Here is an 18,320-nt window from a genome sequence, read left to right as displayed (position 1 = left end):
AACAAGCCCTTACAAACAGTCAGGCTAAGTGGAGAAACCGGGAAACCCCTTTATATTTAAGCGGGTGCTGAGCAGTAAAATTTCTTTGTTAATTAAAAGTCTTTAAATCATAGATCCAAAAGTATGAAACAATATTTACTCAAAGTGTGGATGACAGCCGCCCTCAGCCTTCTGGTAGTAGGTGGCGTGTGGGGACAGGAGTCCTATACCCCAGGATACCCAAATGTGAGTGATATTACCCACGAATCAGCTAAGCTTAATGTCAGTGCTTCGGTGGGGGGGATGATACAACTTACGCCGAGACCGGTGTATGCCCCATCCCACTATACATTATTCATAGTTTTAGACGCTAATGAAGATGAGCCTAATATCGCAGAAGTAATTTCTTGGTCTTTAGATGGAAATGGAGAGCTGATTCCTGAAGGGCGTTATGGCGAGATTGGTTTGTCTGCTCCCGGTACTGAGTTTAGTATTGAGGCATATAACTTGAGTTCGGAGACATCTTATGTCGCTTATTTTGTTACGACAGAAGATTTTGAAACTTCCGTAATTGGTGCGACCGAACCGACAGCGGTTCCTTTTACCACGGAGGCAGCCCCTTTCACCCTTGACCTTCAGGTGCCTGAGGATGGTGCAAGTGATGTTGCTCTTAATGCCAGTCTGGTTGCAACCTTTAATCAGAATATTCAACTAGGGACTAGTGCCGAAGTTCATATCTATGACTATCAATCCGAATCGGTAGTGGAGACAATAACCACTGGACTTTCGGTTAGTGGTAGTGATTTAATTATTAATCCCACAACCGATTTGGCAGAAGGGACTCATTACTATGTGGTAATTCCTAATGGTGCTGTTGAAACTACCTCTGGAGCGCCATTTGCTGGTCTTTCAGATAAAGATGCCTGGGACTTTACCACCGTTTATCTTCCACTAGAGAATCCAGTTCTCTCTCCAGCTCACAATGATGATGGGGTTTTGAAAGATGTTGTTTTATCCTTGGAGTTTGATAAGGATATTGAATTGGGTTCAGGGAATATAGAAATATATTCTGACGGTGTTGAGGTGAGGGTTCTTACAAAAAATTCTTCTTCTGTCAGCATCGTCAACAACAACACGCTGCAAATAGACTTGTCCAGTAATCCTTTGCCAGAGTATGAAACTGTTTACGATGTTAGGATTGCTTCAACCCTGATTAAGCGTGTTGGTAGTGAGGTGTATTTTACTGGTTTTGATGCTGGCGAGTGGTCTTTTACCACGGAGGTAGAGCCAATTCCTGCTGATCCTCCTTATGTTGTCATGGATGGATATTTTCCGGCTCCTGGCACCCCTGAGGTTTCAAGGGATACTAAATTGCGTTTAACTTTTAACGAAAAAATTGAGTTTGGTGACAATAATGAGTTATTTCTTATTTATAATGAAGTAGGTTTAATAAAGACCTTTGCCGTTGGGGTTCAAAATGTTAGTATTTCGGAAGATGGATATGAGCTGATTGTGGATTTGAGTAGCTCTCCTTTGAGTTATGAAACAGAGTATTATGTTGTTATTGAAGAGGGATATGTAAGGTCTGAAATTACTGATGCTCCCTTTGCTGGTGTTGATACAGTTAGTGGCAGCATTTCTTCACAAGTTTGGTACTTCAGAACGGAAAGTCGTCCTCCTCTTTGGCAGGAAGGATATCCAAAACTTAGTAATATGAGTGCTTCTGGATTTACACTTGAAGTACATGCAGATTTTCCTGGAATGGTTTATGGTGTAATTACCATGAGCCCAATAGCTCCTGCGCCTGATAGCATTGCAGCTAGCAAGAATCATTATGGTGATCCTGCTATTATGTTTATCAATGAAGATATTAAGGATAATGATAATCCTACTTCAATTGACGTCAATGGATTTACTGCGACAGAGGGTGTGTATTATCTACATGTTGTATATAAAAGAGAGGTTACTGATGAACTATCTAAATTTGGCGAGGTAAGAACACTGGTTATTGATAAGACAGCACCCAAGATTTACAGTACTTATCCTATAAATGAGTTTCTTGCATTTCCTAGTGATGGAAAACTATTAGTAACATTTTCTGAAAGAGTAGTTGATCTTCAAGGAAATGCGCTTAGCACTGAGGATTTCGCTCTTTACATGGTAGGAGAGGAAGATCTAAAGGAGAGTATACCGTTTACAATAGATAATACTGTTATAAGTGAACGTACAAGAATTACTATTACACCAAATGAGGAATTGACTCCACTAAATTCATATGAGTTGATAATTCGTAAGGTAAAAGACTTGAGTGGTAATACTTCTGAATCTGATAGTACAACAGTCAGTTTTGAAACTGACGGTGAATTTACTTGGACTGGTATGGGAGATGTCACTGTTTGGGAAGATCCCGATAACTGGGGTGGTACATACATAGCAGGAAAGAGTGTAAGAATTCCTGATGGATTATCTAAATATCCAATTATTCAAGACGGAGGCAATGTTAGGTTACATAATTTAACGGTTGAGGCTGGTGGATTGTTAACTCAAAAAGGAGGCATGCTAAATCTGACAGGTGAATTCCATCTTGAATCAGCTGCCGATAAAGTAAATGCTTCATACATATTTACTGGAGGTACACTTAAGGTTGATGCAGATAAAGTATTTGTACATCAGTATATTCCTGTTAAAGATTTGTCAAGGGTGTATTTTATGGGTTCCCCAACTCTTGGTGCTAATCCAATTAACTCTGGGTCAGGTTATCAGATGAGGTGGTTTGAAAATCAGACAGATATGTGGCATAATAATGGAATAAACAACATGACTCCTGGTGTTGGTTATGCTGTTTATACTTTAAATAATCTATTATTATGTGGTGCTATCAATACAGAATCAATACTTGTTAAACTTTATAGAACAGAAGGCAAAGGCTATGGTTGGAATTTCCTTGGCAATCCATTTACTTCTGCATTAAGCTGGAAAAAATTGATTGATGCAAACTCTGGAATTGAAGATTATATTGAGAACAACTACTGGTTGTGGGATCCAAAAGATGCAATTTACAATGCATTTAATCAAGAGTCTGGTGTTGGTATTGGTGGTGCAGATGGTACAATTCCTTCAAATCATGGATTTCTTGTAAAGGTAAAAATTGGAAAGCCTGGCGCTGATCTGACTATACCACGCAGTGCACAGGTAGAGAATAAATCAAATTTTTTAAAATCAACATCTGTTAAACCTAATCATCTTAAGTTAAGAGTAGGTAATGGTGAGTATGCTGATGAACTTGCTGTAGTCTTTATCGATGAAGCGAATGATGGAATAGACAAGTTTGATACGGAAAAGCGTTTTGGAGACGGAAAAAATCCATTTGAAATTTACACGATTAATAGTAGCACAAGTTTATCTATCAACACTGTTCCCTATGTTAAAAATAAAGAGGTTGGTTTAGGATTTGTAGCAAGGAAATCTGGAACATATACGATTGACCTGAGTGAGCTGAATCTAAGTGGAGTTGATGTTATCCTAAAAGATAATTTGGCTTCAAATGAGATTAACCTACTTAAAGACGGTCCATATACTTTCTCGGTAAATACTACAGGGACCAATAATAGCAGATTTGTGTTGAAGTTTACTGATTCTGTAATTACATCAGCCAAACCTGTTGAATTATCTGATGATGAACTTAATCTTTCATACTTAGTTGATAATGGTAACTTGTATGTTAGTGTTGTTGATTCAATGATTGGTGAAAAATATTCACTCTTTGATATCTCAGGTCGAGTAGTAAAAAGTGATGTATTAGATACTGCAGGAATGGTTAATATCGGACGTTACCCGGATGGTGTATATATCTTGACTTTATACTCTAACAAGGGTGAAAACACTATAAGTAAAAAGATTGTTGTTAAATAAGTTTTTGCTTAAATTTGCTCCGATGTAATACTAAGTTAATGGTGAAACGAAAGATATATGCCCGACCACTTATTGCAGAATTTCTACTAGACTCAGAGCTTTCCTTGGTGATGTCTAGTGAGAATAATCCAGACAACCCAGGTGGTACAGGTGGTCCAGAGCCAGCAGATGAAAGTGGAGAAGGGTTAGATCAGAGCAATAAAAGCAGAAGTTTTGAAAACAATCCATTTGAATAGTAAGAGATAGTCTCTTGCTAATAAAGTTCTTAGTTGCAGGGACCTACGGTTCCTGCAATTTTTTATTGTTGCAATATGGTAAAGGATTGATACTTTTTGAGAGAGGTATTTACCTCACAATACCTACAATATGGTTTTCGGGGACGGGACCCCAGTAGCGGCTGTCAAAGGAGCGATTCCGGTTGTCGCCATGAACCCAATAATAATTCATCTTGAAAACATACTGCTGTACAGGCTTGCCGTCCAGATAAAAACTATTTCCTCGTTGCTCTATAGCCGAAGCCTCAAAAACCTTGAGAATCCGCTCATACAACGGGAAAGTCTTTGGGTCTAATACCAACACATCTCCCTTCCTTGGAAGGTAAAACGGACCCAGATTATCAACATTCCAGCCATGCCGGTAATTGCCCGGAAAGACATAGGGATCATATACCCCGGGAGGAAGTATTATAACGCTATCGCCACTGCTGATGCGAAAGTCCTTCTCAGCTCCGTTTACATTTAAGACACCTCTGATAATCTGAATATTATCACCCGGCAATGCAGCGACTCTCTTTATCATCCTGGGACGTTGCGTGACCTTTAAAGCTTCCAGCTCTCCCCAATACTCCTCAGTAAGCAATGTATCTATCCCAGCATCTCTCCTGCGAAGCAGATAATAACTCTCTCCGGGCTTGTTGGGTACTATCGTGTCTGCTTCTGGGAAGTTGAATACAACTATATCTCCATAATTCAATGATCTGGAAAGTGCAAACCTTCCATAGCGGTTGGGATCATTGGCTTTGTATCGTGGACCAGGAATAAACTTATTTACCAGAACATAGTCGCCGGCCTCTATGCCGGGCGACATTGAAGAAGTGGGTACTTTCAGCAGCTCCAGTCCATAATGGTATATCAACTCTGATATTCCAAAACCAATTGCAAGCCATACTAATACCCTGACTGCCTTCTTCATCTGGTACTTAATCGTTCTTCACCCACTTGAAAAATCTGTTCCACCTAATACCGCCCGGGAAACCTTTGTCTTTGTCAACTGACAACCAGACAAGGATTGGACGGCCAATAATGTGATCCTCGGGTACAAAACCCCAATAACGACTGTCAGCCGATTTGTGGCGGTTGTCTCCCAGCATAAAGTAGTAGTCCATCTTGAAGGTATAGCTGTTGGCTACCTCTCCATTGATATAGATGGTACCATTCTTTACTTCAAGCTTGTTACCTTCATATGCTGAGATAATGCGTTCATAAAGCAGGATATTCTCAATGGTCAGGTCAACTGTCTCTCCCTTGGCAGGGATGCGCAACGGACCATAGTTGTCCCTGCTCCAGTTGAAATACTTGCTATAAGGGAATACCTCTGATCCAGATCCGTTGGGCTTGCGTTCATCAACTTCCACAGCCTTAATAATATCGTAACTCTTTATTGTCTCAACCATAGCTTTGGTGAGAGGTAGTACGTAGTTTGGCCCTGTTCCTCCTTCTCTTCTGTCATCTTCCGAAATACCAAGTCTGTCAAAGAATTGCTTTGGCAATATGGTTCCATCTGTAACAACAAGGTAATTGTGCTGTAGGTTTTCCGGGTTTTCTGCTGGCTGTCCGTTAATATAAACCTGATTATGGCGAATCTCAAACACATCGCCCGGGAGGGCGATGCAACGCTTTACATAGTTGTCTCTCTTGTCAACAGGACGGTAACGAACATCCCCGTACTCCTGTGAGTTGCTTTGTACCAGCCTGCGACCTATTTCGTTAAAAAACTGGCGTTCTTCATATTCTGAAGCAAAGGTCTTGCCTTCAATAAGGGAAGGGTTACGCATAGCAGCATATTGACCCAGTTCCTTAATTGTGATATAGTAGTCTGGATTTGGGCGATAGAATGGCACTGTATCTCCTGTCGGGAAGTTGAATACCACTATCTGGTTACGCTCTACCTTACCAAAGCCCTTAAGTCTCTTATAGTCCCATGTGGGCCAGTCTGTATATGACTTGCTATTTGTGATGGGGAAGGTGTTTTGCACCAGCGGAAATGCTATCGGAGTGATGGGCATCCTGGGACCATAGCTTACCTTGCTTACAAACAGATGGTCACCTACGAGCAATGTCTTTTCAAGGGAAGAGGTAGGGATCTTGTAGTTCTGAAACAGGAAAATATTGATGATATATACAGCTACAAGTGCAAAGACCAGTGCATCTACCCATTCTACCCAGGCAGGGGGCCTCTGACCTTCCTTCTTTTGCTTCCAGGCTCCCCAGGGCACAATACGACTAATGTAAATATCAAATATTACGGGCACACCAAGCAACAGCCAGTAGTTGCCTATCCAAATCACAGTCAGAACAAAAGCTATGAGAGCTATAAAAAACCTTACCTTACGAGAGGTTGGGATACCCTTGAAATCCATTATACGCTTTGTTATTAATTATTACTGAACCTAGAATTTGAGCATATCGCTCATAGTCAGGAAACCCTTCCTGCTAATGGCAAACTCGGCTGCAAGAACCGCACCAAAAGCAAGTCCATCTCGTGATGTTACCTTATGTTCGATGGTAATCTCATCTACATCAGAGATATAATTTATAATGTGGGTACCAGGTACTTCTCCTTCTCGTACGGCTTTGATACCAATCACATCTCCTGTTGAAGGTTTGTCAAGTTCCCAGTATTTCTTGCGACTCAGATTCTCCAATATTCCTTCGGCAAGGGTTATTGCAGTTCCGCTTGGAGCATCAAGTTTATGGATATGGTGCACCTCTGTCATGCTCACCTCATATTGCGGCTGTGAATTCATCAACTGAGCCAGACGCTTGTTGATCTCAAAGAACAGATTCATCCCTATACTGAAGTTGGATGCATAAAAGAAGGTATGTCCCTTCTCACAAAGAGCCTTGATCTCATCCATACGCTCCAGCCATCCGGTAGTTCCCGACACAACAGGCAGATTGAGCCTGAAGCATTCCAGATAGTTTATAAATGCTGTTTCAGGTCTGGTAAACTCAATCGCAACATCTGCCTCCTTAAGACTGGGACTTGTAAAATCCTCGCCATTGACGGGGTCTATTTTAGCTACGATCTGATGTCCACGCGACAACGCGATCTTCTCGATGGTCCTGCCCATCTTGCCATATCCAATAAGTGCTATCTTCATTTGGAACTTGTTTTACTTAACCTGACAAAGATAAAAATTTAAGGAGATTTTTGCCTGAAAGATATCACGAAAGCGGGATATGTGGGAAAAATATGACTGTGAGCAACAATTACCCTGTATGCTACACGCTTTGCAGGTACGTACTGTGAAAATGGAATGCCTGGTAATCTAACCTGAGAAAATCTTGCCTGATGCGTAACTGTGTAGAAGTGGGAGGGGGTAAAAGAAAAACGTCCCCACGAGGGGACGTTTCTGTAAGATTTAACCCTAAAATTTAATAACCAAGTTCGGTCTTAGGATTTATTTAGCTGTTGCACGTTTCACAACTGCCTTGAAGGCATCCGGGTGATTTACTGCAAGGTCAGCAAGTACTTTACGGTTGATCTTGATGTTTTCTTTTGCAAGAAGTCCCATCAACTTGCTGTATGAAAGACCTTCCAGACGAGCAGCAGCATTGATACGCTGTATCCACAATGCTCTGAAATGTCCCTTTTTGCGCTTACGATCGCGGTAAGCATACAATTGACCTTTTTCCCATGCATTCTTGGCAACTGTCCATACGTTTTTTCTGCTGCCAAAATAGCCTCTGGTCAACTTTAAAATCTTTTTCCTACGAGCTCTGGAAGCTACAGAATTTACTGATCTAGGCATAATTTCTGTTTTTTGAATGGTTAGCGTTCCCTGTCAGGGAATCTTTGTTGCTAATTCACTCGGTTAATAATTTGTTGATTACCTCATTGCTAATAAGCGCTTCACGCTTTTCTCATCAGAACTGTGAACCAGTCCGGGTAGAGCTAGATTTCTCTTTCTCTTCTTTTCCTTCTTGGTCAAGATGTGATTCTTGAAAGCATGCTTACGCTTGATCTTTCCACTTCCAGTGATAGTAAAACGCTTCTTAGCACTGGAATTCGTCTTCATTTTAGGCATTGTTCAGATATATTTAAGTGATTGATCTTCTCAACTACTTCTTTTTTGGCTTTGGGGTAAGGAACATTGTCATACGCTTACCTTCCAGCTTTGGCATTTGCTCAACTTTTCCAATTTCTTCCAAATCCTGAGCGAATCTGAGCAATAGTATCTCACCTTTTTCTTTGAAAAGAATACTACGTCCCTTGAAAAATACATAGGCCTTGACCTTTGATCCTTCATTGAGGAACTTCTCCGCATGACGCAACTTAAAGTTGTAATCATGGTCATCGGTATTCGGACCAAAACGAATCTCCTTGACCGTAACCTGTATGGTCTTCTGCTTCATCTCCTTCTGTTTCTTCTTTTGCTGATAGAGAAACTTCTGGTAGTCTAGTATTTTACATACTGGAGGATCGGCTTTTGGAGAAATTTCTACCAAATCCAGTTCTAACTCATCTGCTAACTTTAAAGCTTCGCTGATAGGGTAAACCCCGGGATTCTCAATGTTTTCACCAACCAGGCGAACCTGTGGTACTCGTATCTTTTCGTTGATACGGAAGTTGAACTCGTCCTTTTGGGGTTGTACCGGATATCTTCTTGGTCCTATAGTATTGCCCTCCTATGTTTAATTATACTTATTGTTAATTCACCCAGTTGAAAAAGTTGCTTTTGAGGGTGCAAAGATATTGATTTCAATTGATACAAGAAATTTATACAGATTTTTTTTCTTGCATGACTTTGCACCATCGTGGCCTTGTTCACTTCGACCGACTCAGATGAAAGCTAATGAATACTGAGCCAATAGAGGTGTTGTTATGCTAATGAATCAGCAACTTCTTTATTTATCAGTGCTGCAAATTCATCAATCGTCATCACTCCCTTGTCGCCTTCTCCCTGACGGCGAACGGCAACCATACCGCCTTCAGCTTCCTTCTCTCCAACGATCAACAGATAAGGAATCCTCTTCAACTCGTTGTCGCGAATCTTCCTTCCAATCTTCTCGTTACGGTCGTCTACTGATACACGAACATCCACAGCCTTCAACTTGTTCACTACTTCCTGTGCATAGTCGTTAAATTTCTCACTGATAGGCAACACGACTGCCTGATTTGGGGTTAGCCACAATGGGAACTTACCTCCGGTATGCTCGATCAATACAGCTACGAAGCGTTCCATGCTACCGAACGGTGCCCTGTGAATCATTACTGGCCTGTGTGGAGCATTGTCCTGACCGATATATTCCAGTTCGAAACGCTCAGGCAGGTTGTAGTCCACCTGGATGGTACCCAATTGCCACTTACGTCCAATCGCATCCTTGATCATAAAGTCAAGCTTCGGTCCGTAGAAGGCTGCTTCGCCCAATTCTACAACTGTGTTAAGACCTTTTTCCTTACATGCCTCGATAATGGCATTCTCGGCCTTTTCCCAGTTTTCATCCGAACCAATATACTTTTCCTTGTTGTTGGGATCCCTCAGTGATATCTGTGCTACATATTCCTTAAAGTCAAGTGTCTTGAATATGTAGAAAATAATATCAATAACCTTGATAAATTCTTCCTTGAGCTGGTCGGGCCTGCAGAAGATGTGAGCATCGTCCTGAGTAAACCCGCGCACCCTGGTCAGTCCGTGCAACTCACCACTCTGCTCGTAACGATATACGGTACCAAACTCCGCAAAGCGCAATGGCAAATCACGGTAGGAGCGGGGACGTGTCTTATATATCTCACAGTGGTGAGGGCAGTTCATCGGCTTCAGCAAAAACTCCTCGCCTTCGGCTGGTGTATGTATTGGCTGGAATGAGTCGGCACCATATTTGGCATAGTGACCTGATGTAACATACAGATCCTTGTTACCAATATGTGGTGTAATAACAGGCTCATAGCCATATTGTTGCTGAACTTTCTTAAGGAAGTTTTCCAGTCTCTCTCTCAAACGAGCTCCCTGTGGCAACCACAATGGAAGACCCTGTCCAACTTTCTGGCTGAATGTGAAAAGCTCAAGTTCCTTACCCAGTTTACGGTGGTCACGCTTTTGAGCTTCCTCTAATTGAACGAGATACTCATCAAGCATCTTTTGCTTGGGGAAGGTGATACCGTAGATACGGGTCAGCTGTTTGCGCTTTTCATCTCCACGCCAGTAGGCGCCGGCTACGTTCAATAGCTTGATAGCCTTTATATGCTCTGTGTTAGGCAGGTGAGGTCCGCGACACAGGTCGGTGAAGCTACCTTGCTTATAAAAGCTGATAGTTCCGTCCTGCAGATCATTGAGCAGCTCTACCTTGTACGGGTCATGGCTGAAAAACTCAAGTGCTTCCTTCTTGGGAACCTCACTGCGAACATATTGATTGTTTTGCTTAGCAAGACGACGCATTTCCTCCTCAATCTTAGGCAGATCGGCATCGGTAATTGTTGCATCTCCCGGATCCACATCATAATAGAAACCGTTTTCTATTGCAGGTCCGATACCAAATTTGATCCCCGGATAAAGGCTTTGTAAGGCCTCAGCCATAAGGTGAGCCGAAGAGTGCCAGAATGCATGGCGGCCTTCCTCATCATCCCACTTGTGCAGCTTAATCGTTGCATCTGTAGTGATGGGGCGGGTCAGATCCCATAGTGCGTCATTAACTGTGATGCTCAACACTTCTTTGGCCAGCTGGGGACTGATTGCCCTTGCTATCTCGTAGCCTGTTACTCCTGATTCGTACTCACGTACCGAATTGTCGGGAAATGTGATTTTTATCATGATATGCTTGTCTAATCTTGATTTTCAAAAAACACACAAAGATATATAATTTACGGAAGGATGTGAATTTGACAGTTCAAAATTGTACGGCATTGTTCTTGTTTGTTAATTTGCTAAAGTCGCCTATTTTTGTTGTCTTACTGAAAATCTAAACATAACTGATCAATGAAGAAGTTAGTCTTTTCGATATTACTATCCGGATTGCTGCTTAATGTAAATGCCCAGCAGGGATTGGAACTGGCGGATTTTGTGTCCAGGCCGGTTTTCCAGGCAGAAACTCCTGGTAAGATTGTGCCGCTGAATGACGGTAAACACTATGCCCGTCTTGAGGAAGATGGAACCAAAATCGTAAAATACTCATTTACCTCGCCAAAACCCGTTGGGGTTTTGGTGGATGTCTCCAGCCTAAAGGGTGCTTCTATTGAGTCCATTGAGGGCTTTACTTTTAGCCCTGATGGTAGCCGTGCTCTTGTTTACAACAACAGCAACAGAATTTACCGTCGCTCTTTTATTGCCGATTACTACGTTATCGACATCGAGAGGAGGGAGGTTGAACCCTTGTCAAAGAATGGCCCGCAACGTGATGCAACGTTTGCACCCAATGGCTACAGCGTGGCCTTTGTGAGGGATAACAATATCTTTATCAAGAACCTTCGCTTTGGTACCGAGAACCAGATTACCTTCGATGGTGCCAAGGATACCATTATTAACGGAGCAGCCGACTGGGTATATGAGGAGGAATTTGCTTTTACACGTGCCTTTGACTGGTCGGCTGATAGCCAGGAACTGGCCTATATCAAATTTGATGAGTCTCAGGTAAAGCAGTGGACTCTGCAATATTACAAGGGTTCTTATCCTGAGTACAAGGAATACGAACTGTATCCCGGTGAATACACCTATAAATATCCTAAGGCTGGGACAGCCAATTCGGTCGTCTCGGTGCATGTTTTCAATATTCAGAATCGTACCACCAAGAAGATGGATATCAAGGGAGATGATATCTATATCCCTCGGATTCAGTGGACCAATGAGCCCGGCCAACTGGCTATTGTAATGCTCAATCGCAGACAGGATCAACTCGACCTGCTATTGGCAAACTCATCATCTGGTCTTACCCGCAGTATAATGACCGACCGCAATAGTCGCTATGTCAGTGAGGATTGTATTAAAGGTATTTACTTCCTGCCCGATGGTAAACACTTCGTTTACAAGGCACAACTTGACGGTTACTTCCACCTGCACCTGTACTCATTGGACGGTCGCAAGGTAAGGCAACTTACAAAGGGAAACTGGGATGTGACGGATTATTACGGCTATGATGCAGCATCCAGGTTGTTTTACTTCCAGGCTGCAGCCAAGTCACCACTGCGTCGTGAGGTTTATTCGGTAAACTTCGATGGCACTAAGATGACTCCTGTTGCTGCTAAGGAGGGTACCAACAAAGCAACTTTCAGCAGCGATTTCTCATACTATGTTCATGAGTTCAGCTCAGCTTCTCAGGTGCCGGTTTATCAGGTCCTGGACAAGAAAGGTAAACTGCAGTATGTGATTAATGACAACAACTACCTGAAGGCAAAACTTGCATCATACAAGCTGCCAAATAAGGAGTTCTTTACATTCAGGACTGAGGATGGTGTTGAACTGAATGGTTGGATGATAAAACCTCTTGACTTTGATCAAAACCGCAAATACCCTGTACTGATGGTACAGTATGGTGGTCCGGATTCTCAGGAGGTACTTGACATGTGGGAGATGGGTTGGGAATACTACCTTGCAATGAAAAACTATCTGGTTGTTTGTGTTGATGGACGCGGTACTGCTGCCAGAGGTGAGGAGTTTTCAAAGCAGACTTATATGAAACTGGGACGACTGGAGAGCGATGATCAGATCTCAACTGCCCGATACCTGAGTCAACAAAGCTATGTGGATGCCAATAATATTGCAATCTGGGGATGGAGCTATGGAGGTTTTATCAGTACCCTATGCTTAAGTCGCAGTAATTTGTTTAAGGCAGGAATTGCAATAGCACCTCCGTTGAATCACAAGTTTTATGACACTGCCTACACCGAGCGCTTTATGCGTAAGCCAGCCGAGAATCCGTCAGGTTATGCATTCTCTCCGATAGAGATGGCTGAAAACCTGCATGGACGTCTGTTGCTGGTTCACGGCACTGTCGATGACAATGTCCATATTCAGCATACCTACGAGTTTGTTGACAAACTGGTACAGGCCGGAAAGCAGTTTGACCTGTTTATCTATCCCAACAGGAATCACTTTATAAGGGGCGGAAATACAAGGCTACACCTTTACCAAATGAAGTTTGATTTCCTGGAGAGGAACCTCAAAAATTAGTTCCTCATTACCTGAAGGATGTGTAAATTTTGGCGCTGTGGTTGAAAATTTCCGGAGTTTGTTATTGTCTGGAAAGTTTAACTTTTTATATTTGCAGCGTCAAAATTGAAACGCCCAGATGGCGGAATTGGTAGACGCGCTAGTTTCAGGGACTAGTGTCCGTAAGGATGTGCAGGTTCGAGTCCTGTTCTGGGCACAAAAAAGCCCCTAGGTTGATAAGACTTAGGGGCTTTTTGTTTGCATTCTCTTTACACTGTGACCTTCTTCTTCTTTAGTGCTGAAGCTTTGAAATCAGAAGGACTGCAGCAACTGCTGCAACCAGTACCACATCCAGGTTTGCTGCTCTGGATGGAACGTATAAGCTGGAACAAAGCATAGGCTATTGCTGCAGCTACTGTAATATATGTAAGGATGTCCTGTAACATAATACCTCCATTTTTTATTAAAACCCCAACAAGCTTCCGACTTGATATACGCCAAATGCCACAAGCCACGCCAGAGCCGTTGTGTAAAATATCGTAAAGAGCGCCCACTTCCAGGCTCCTGCTTCCTTCCTAATCGCTGCTATTACTGCAATACACGGGAAATACACCAGAATAAACATCATAAAGGACAAGGCCTTTAATGGAGTAAATACCGGCTGTCCGTCAGCAGTCTTTTCATTCCTTATATTATTTATCAGCAGACTGTTGTCTGCCTCACCGTGATCGGGCGACTGGTACAACACAGCCATGGTGCTTACAACCACCTCCTTGGCGGCAACTCCGGTGAGCAGACTCACACCCATCTTCCAATCAAAACCAAGAGGCTCAATCAATGGTTCAATTGCATGACCCAATCGGCCTATATAACTTTCTTCCTGCTGCTCTCTGTGAATTTTTTCCTCAAGTTTACTTATCTCGTTGTACTTAACTGCCAGGATATCTGCATGATCCTCCTCTGAAGCGTCAGCAACCCGTGATTCATAGTGATTATTGATATTCTCGATCTCTGTTGCCATTGCCTGAGAGTTGCTGCTTTCCCTTGGGTAATAACCGAGGAACCAGATAATAATAGAAGCGATCATTATGACACCCCCCATCTTGCGTAGGTACTGCTGTCCCTTATGCCACATATTGCGCACGACAGCCTTCATGGTTGGCATTCTGTATGGTGGCAACTCCATTACAAAGGGCTGGTCAGTTCTTGTAAAAATAAAGCGCTTGAACAACTTTGCTATGAGCACAGCCATGAGGATTCCTGTGCCGTAGAGGATAAACAACAAGGTTCCCGGATACTCCGGAAAGAATGCTGCAATAAACAGTATATATACCGGCAGTCGTGCGCTACACGACATAAAGGGGTTGATCAATATTGTCAACAGTCGGTTGTTCCTGTCCTCTATAGTCCTTGTAGCCATTATTGCCGGCACATTGCAGCCAAAGCCCATCACCAGCGGTATAAAGGACTTGCCATGTAGCCCTATCTTGTGCATCACCTTGTCCATTATAAAGGCAGCTCTGGCCATATAGCCAGTATCCTCCATAAAGGAGATAAAGAAGAACAGTATCAGGATATTGGGCAGGAACACTATCACACCACCTACACCTCCCACAACACCGTCTATCAGCAAATCTTTAAAAGACCCTTCAACCATTACCTTGTCAAGATACCCGGACAAAAGTGCCACTCCGTTTTCTATCCAGGTCATGGGATAGGCTCCAAGGCTAAAGGTAGTCTGGAACATAACCCACATGAACAGGAAAAAGAAGGGGAAACCGAAAAGTTTGTGTGTCAGTACGCTGTCTATGGCGTCAGTGACCTTGCGTCGGATGACAGGATTCTCCTTATATGTCTCCCTCAGCGCTCCGGCAATAAAGCCGTAGCGCGCGTCAGTAAAGACGGTTTCAGCGTCCTCGCGTGTCTCGTCCTCAATCCTGTCTCTTTCTTTTTCAGCCAGATCCAGTATTTCAGTAAAACCTGCCTTTTTAAGCAGCTTGATATATTCCTTGTCGTGCTCCAGCAGTTTGATAGCTAGATAACGTGGGGGTATCTCAACAGACAGATCATTATTCTGCTTGATGCAGTCGTCAACCTTGCCGATGCTGTCTTCGAGAAATTGGCCGAAGTTGACGCGAACTGAGCGGTAGTCGTGAGCCCTGTCCTCAAAGACACTGATTACCTTGTCAAACAGAGCCGTAAGCCCCTTGCCTTTAGATCCTACGGTGGGGATAATCGGAATGCCGAGCATCTTGCTCAGGTGGCGGTAATCAAGTTGGTCACCTCGTTGCTGGAACTCGTCAAACATATTGAGAGCCATCACAACCTTGACATCCAGGTGCATTAGCTGGGTTGTCAGGTAGAGGTTGCGCTCCATATTGGTAGCATCCACCACATTGATAACGATATCCGGCATTTGCAGGCGGATATGTTCACGCACGTATATTTCCTCGGGACTGTATGCCGAAAGCGAGTAAGTGCCGGGCAGGTCGTAGAGGTTAAACCTGTAGCCCTTGTACGAAAAGGTACTTTTTTTGATATCAACGGTCACACCGCTGTAGTTGCCCACTTTCTCGTTTGATCCACTGGCAAAGTTGAATATGCTGGTCTTGCCGCAGTTGGGGTTACCCACCAGGGCTATTTCAATGGTCTTGCCTTTGTTGTTAACAGGCTTTTCAGGTCCATTGCCATTGGGCTCGGTGCCATAAAACTGCCTGCCGTTGATTTCCTCGTATTCCTCGACAGGAACAACTTCAACTAGGGCAGCTTCTGCACGACGCAGCGATACCAGGTAGTTTAATATTTGATATTCTATAGGGTCATTGAGCGGAGCATTTTTGATTACACTGACCTTCTTGCCTCTCAAAAAGCCCATTTCAATTATTCGTCTCCGGAAGGCCCCATGGCCCTTTACCTTTGTAATAACCGCTTCCTGACCGTTTTGTAACTCAGCTAATGTCATCAATACCTCAATTTTGGCCTGCAATTGCTATATTTGTCAGGCCCCTTTCCAGATTATAAGCAGCAAAAATATCTTTTGCAACAATATCGGTCAATCCCCATTTATGGGGTTTTTTTCCAACTAATATCTATGTAAGATGAAAGACAAGATTGTAAACATTGCCGTTCAGGTACTGCCAACGGCCAAGGACAAACATCCATATGCAATAGTGGATGAAGCAATCGCAGAGATTGCGGCTTCAGGACTCAATTATAGGGTAACTCCCTTTGAGACAGTGATTGAGGGTCCTTATGAAGAGGTGATGAGACTTGTTGAAAAAGTGCAAGACGCATGCTATAAGGCTAGCGCAGACAGCCTTATGTGTTACATTAAAATACAAAGTAGGGCAGAAGGTAATGTAACTATTTCCGACAAAATGGAGAAGTACGACTCCTAAGTGTCAATGAGGCTGTCGCGTGACAGCCTCATCTTCTCTCACATTTGATCTATCGGATGTTATTCGCTAAGATCCTCAAAGTCCAGGTTGCTCAGTTCGTTGGTTACTACAGATTCAAAGCTTTCATCTTCATCTTCAACTCTGTTTTCTGCATACTCAGCCTGAGCATTCTTAATAAAATTGACAGCCTCATTCAACCCCTCTGCAAACTTGTCAAAGTCTTCCTTGTACAAAAATATTTTGTGCTTTTCGAACAGAAACCGGCCATCATCCTCGAATCTCTTTTTGCTTTCAGTTATGGTAAGGTATAGGTCATTCTTCCTGGTTGCTTTCACATCAAAGAAATAAGTCCTCTTACCGGCCCTTACAGCTTTTGAAAAGATCTCGTCTCTGTCATTCCTTTCAAATTCGGCATTTTTATCAAATCCTTCCATCTCGAACTGTTTTGTTTTAAAAAAAAGCACTATTGAATTCCAAAACTCAAATGTGGTAATTATTTTTTGAATTACTGAAAGTTTATTTACAAAATTTTTTTAATGTTTCAATTATTTAACCGCAATATTATCATTTCTCATTAGATTGGAAAATGATTTGCTTTCAATTGTTAGTTTTGGTGCCAAAATAGTTCTCAATAGAAAATTTGAGTTATTTTTGCTGCGAATTTAAAACAAAAGTTCTTTTTGTAATGCTAAGTAGAAGATTGTTAAGGGTTAAGGTGATGCAGATGGTATATGGCTTTAACCAAAGAGGGGATACTACGATACGTGAAATGGAAAAGGAGCTTTTCCATAGCATATCAAAGTCTTACGAGTTATACCATCTGATCTTATTACTTCTGACCGATATCCACACCATTGCGGTAAATAAGATCCAAATCGGCAAGCAAAAGAAAATGCCTTTGCCAGAAGATCTAAATCCCAACACTCGCTTTATAGACAATAAAGTACTTGATCAACTAATTCATTCCCAACAACTCCAGGACTATAGTAAGGAGAAGGGCCTTACATGGGGTGATAACGAAGCTATCATCAATACCCTGTATAATAAGGTAGTCGAGTCCGAGCTTTACAGGGATTATATGGAATCAGATCAATTTGATTATGATTATCAGAAAAGATTTATTGTTAAGTTGGTCGAGAAGGTTATTGCCCAGTATGAACCTCTTTATTCTGCTCTTGAAGAAATGAGCATATACTGGAATGACGAGTCTGAGTTTATCGTGAGTATGGTTATCAAAACTCTAAAGAGTTTTGAGGAAAACAAAGGGTATGAGCAGGTTTTACTGGATGAGTTCAAGGATGAAGAGGACAGGGACTTTGTCAGTAACCTTTTCCGCAAGACTATTGAGCGTCAAAAGGAGCATACCGAACTGATCAACAAGTTTTCACGCAACTGGGACCTCGAACGCGTTGCATTTATGGACATAGTTATAATGCAGGTCGCACTTACCGAGGTCATGGAATCATTTAATATTCCGCTTAAGGTTACTCTTAATGAATATATTGAACTTGCCAAACACTATAGTACTCCCAAGAGCGGGCTCTTTATCAACGGAATACTCGACAAGATAGTCGAGCACCTGGCCAAGGAGGGAAAAATCCCGATGGACGAGTTTGAGAGCATAAAAAAATCTTAGATTTGCGAATACCGATTCGGAGTATTACTTT

15 protein-coding genes and 1 tRNA gene are annotated in these 18,320 nt (G+C 42.5%); 6 read left to right on the top strand and 10 right to left on the bottom strand.

Features of this window, described 5'->3' with window-relative positions:
• The first annotated feature begins 123 nt into the window (after positions 1-123).
• Together M9189_RS08135 and M9189_RS08130 are read left to right on the top strand one after the other, a co-directional pair.
• Complete coding sequence (locus tag M9189_RS08135) at positions 124-3,891, top strand: Ig-like domain-containing protein (protein ID WP_250722241.1); 3,768 nt, start codon at positions 124-126, stop codon at positions 3,889-3,891.
• A 38-nt stretch (positions 3,892-3,929) separates the two neighbouring features.
• Entirely contained in the window at positions 3,930-4,127 is a 198-nt protein-coding gene (locus M9189_RS08130) for a hypothetical protein (RefSeq protein WP_250722239.1), read from the top strand.
• Between the two features lie 109 nt (positions 4,128-4,236).
• On the opposite strand, the gene lepB is transcribed toward M9189_RS08130, so the two are convergent.
• The 7 genes from lepB to thrS all read right to left on the bottom strand — a co-directional run bounded on the left by lepB (position 4,237) and on the right by thrS (position 10,924).
• On the bottom strand, positions 4,237-5,082 hold the full coding sequence (gene lepB / locus M9189_RS08125) for a signal peptidase I (protein ID WP_250722238.1): 846 nt from the start codon (positions 5,080-5,082) through the stop codon (positions 4,237-4,239).
• Between the two features lie 7 nt (positions 5,083-5,089).
• A complete protein-coding gene (locus M9189_RS08120) occupies positions 5,090-6,529 on the bottom strand; it encodes a S26 family signal peptidase (RefSeq protein ID WP_250722236.1) in 1,440 nt (479 codons plus the stop codon).
• Positions 6,530-6,559: 30 nt separating this feature from the next.
• Positions 6,560-7,273, bottom strand: coding sequence for a 4-hydroxy-tetrahydrodipicolinate reductase (dapB, locus tag M9189_RS08115; RefSeq protein ID WP_250722235.1), 714 nt, complete (start codon positions 7,271-7,273; stop codon positions 6,560-6,562).
• A gap of 300 nt (positions 7,274-7,573) precedes the next feature.
• The gene (rplT, locus tag M9189_RS08110) at positions 7,574-7,924 is read right to left on the bottom strand and encodes a 50S ribosomal protein L20 (RefSeq protein ID WP_250722233.1); all 351 of its coding nucleotides are present in this window, start codon (positions 7,922-7,924) and stop codon (positions 7,574-7,576) included.
• A gap of 78 nt (positions 7,925-8,002) precedes the next feature.
• On the bottom strand, positions 8,003-8,191 hold the full coding sequence (rpmI, locus tag M9189_RS08105) for a 50S ribosomal protein L35 (RefSeq protein ID WP_473163702.1): 189 nt from the start codon (positions 8,189-8,191) through the stop codon (positions 8,003-8,005).
• A 43-nt stretch (positions 8,192-8,234) separates the two neighbouring features.
• Positions 8,235-8,735 (bottom strand): translation initiation factor IF-3, encoded by a 501-nt coding sequence (gene infC / locus M9189_RS08100; protein WP_256469264.1) that lies wholly within the window; start codon positions 8,733-8,735, stop codon positions 8,235-8,237.
• A gap of 260 nt (positions 8,736-8,995) precedes the next feature.
• The gene (thrS, locus tag M9189_RS08095; RefSeq protein WP_250722230.1) at positions 8,996-10,924 is read right to left on the bottom strand and encodes a threonine--tRNA ligase; all 1,929 of its coding nucleotides are present in this window, start codon (positions 10,922-10,924) and stop codon (positions 8,996-8,998) included.
• A 165-nt stretch (positions 10,925-11,089) separates the two neighbouring features.
• Between thrS and M9189_RS08090 the strand changes: the two genes are divergently transcribed.
• Complete coding sequence (locus M9189_RS08090) at positions 11,090-13,276, top strand: S9 family peptidase (protein WP_250722228.1); 2,187 nt, start codon at positions 11,090-11,092, stop codon at positions 13,274-13,276.
• A 112-nt stretch (positions 13,277-13,388) separates the two neighbouring features.
• Positions 13,389-13,472, top strand: a tRNA-Leu gene (locus M9189_RS08085).
• 52 nt (positions 13,473-13,524) lie between these two features.
• Here the strand turns inward: M9189_RS08085 and M9189_RS08080 are convergent.
• Both M9189_RS08080 and feoB read right to left on the bottom strand, forming a co-directional pair.
• The gene (locus M9189_RS08080; protein WP_250722227.1) at positions 13,525-13,701 is read right to left on the bottom strand and encodes a FeoB-associated Cys-rich membrane protein; all 177 of its coding nucleotides are present in this window, start codon (positions 13,699-13,701) and stop codon (positions 13,525-13,527) included.
• A gap of 17 nt (positions 13,702-13,718) precedes the next feature.
• A complete protein-coding gene (gene feoB, locus M9189_RS08075) occupies positions 13,719-16,217 on the bottom strand; it encodes a ferrous iron transport protein B (protein WP_250722225.1) in 2,499 nt (832 codons plus the stop codon).
• A gap of 136 nt (positions 16,218-16,353) precedes the next feature.
• Here feoB and M9189_RS08070 point away from each other — a divergent pair, with 136 nt between their 5' ends.
• Positions 16,354-16,653 (top strand): thiamine-binding protein, encoded by a 300-nt coding sequence (locus M9189_RS08070; RefSeq protein ID WP_250722224.1) that lies wholly within the window; start codon positions 16,354-16,356, stop codon positions 16,651-16,653.
• Positions 16,654-16,712: 59 nt separating this feature from the next.
• Here M9189_RS08070 and M9189_RS08065 read toward each other — a convergent pair whose 3' ends face one another.
• The gene (locus M9189_RS08065; protein WP_250722222.1) at positions 16,713-17,087 is read right to left on the bottom strand and encodes a DUF3276 family protein; all 375 of its coding nucleotides are present in this window, start codon (positions 17,085-17,087) and stop codon (positions 16,713-16,715) included.
• 251 nt (positions 17,088-17,338) lie between these two features.
• Between M9189_RS08065 and nusB the strand changes: the two genes are divergently transcribed.
• Positions 17,339-18,289: a transcription antitermination factor NusB gene (gene nusB, locus M9189_RS08060; protein WP_250722221.1), complete on the top strand. Its 951-nt coding sequence runs from the start codon at positions 17,339-17,341 to the stop codon at positions 18,287-18,289.
• The last annotated feature ends 31 nt before the right edge of the window (positions 18,290-18,320 follow it).

Source organism: Xiashengella succiniciproducens, assembly GCF_023674465.1.
In the GTDB taxonomy this organism is placed as follows: domain Bacteria; phylum Bacteroidota; class Bacteroidia; order Bacteroidales; family Marinilabiliaceae; genus Geofilum; species Geofilum succiniciproducens.
The sequence above is the reverse complement of the archived record's forward strand: the minus strand, read 5'-3'. Positions and strand labels throughout refer to the sequence as shown.

Bases quoted from the DNA above. Each gene is read 5' to 3' on its own strand.
- M9189_RS08135 (WP_250722241.1), top strand. From the start codon at position 124: ATGAAACAATATTTACTCAAAGTGTGGATGACAGCCGCCCTCAGCCTT.
- M9189_RS08130 (WP_250722239.1), top strand. From the start codon at position 3,930: ATGGTGAAACGAAAGATATATGCCCGACCACTTATTGCAGAATTTCTA.
- lepB (WP_250722238.1), bottom strand. From the start codon at position 5,082: ATGAAGAAGGCAGTCAGGGTATTAGTATGGCTTGCAATTGGTTTTGGA.
- M9189_RS08120 (WP_250722236.1), bottom strand. From the start codon at position 6,529: ATGGATTTCAAGGGTATCCCAACCTCTCGTAAGGTAAGGTTTTTTATA.
- dapB (WP_250722235.1), bottom strand. From the start codon at position 7,273: ATGAAGATAGCACTTATTGGATATGGCAAGATGGGCAGGACCATCGAG.
- rplT (WP_250722233.1), bottom strand. From the start codon at position 7,924: ATGCCTAGATCAGTAAATTCTGTAGCTTCCAGAGCTCGTAGGAAAAAG.
- rpmI (WP_473163702.1), bottom strand. From the start codon at position 8,191: ATGAAGACGAATTCCAGTGCTAAGAAGCGTTTTACTATCACTGGAAGT.
- thrS (WP_250722230.1), bottom strand. From the start codon at position 10,924: ATGATAAAAATCACATTTCCCGACAATTCGGTACGTGAGTACGAATCA.
- M9189_RS08090 (WP_250722228.1), top strand. From the start codon at position 11,090: ATGAAGAAGTTAGTCTTTTCGATATTACTATCCGGATTGCTGCTTAAT.
- M9189_RS08080 (WP_250722227.1), bottom strand. From the start codon at position 13,701: ATGTTACAGGACATCCTTACATATATTACAGTAGCTGCAGCAATAGCC.
- feoB (WP_250722225.1), bottom strand. From the start codon at position 16,217: ATGACATTAGCTGAGTTACAAAACGGTCAGGAAGCGGTTATTACAAAG.
- M9189_RS08070 (WP_250722224.1), top strand. From the start codon at position 16,354: ATGAAAGACAAGATTGTAAACATTGCCGTTCAGGTACTGCCAACGGCC.
- M9189_RS08065 (WP_250722222.1), bottom strand. From the start codon at position 17,087: ATGGAAGGATTTGATAAAAATGCCGAATTTGAAAGGAATGACAGAGAC.
- nusB (WP_250722221.1), top strand. From the start codon at position 17,339: ATGCTAAGTAGAAGATTGTTAAGGGTTAAGGTGATGCAGATGGTATAT.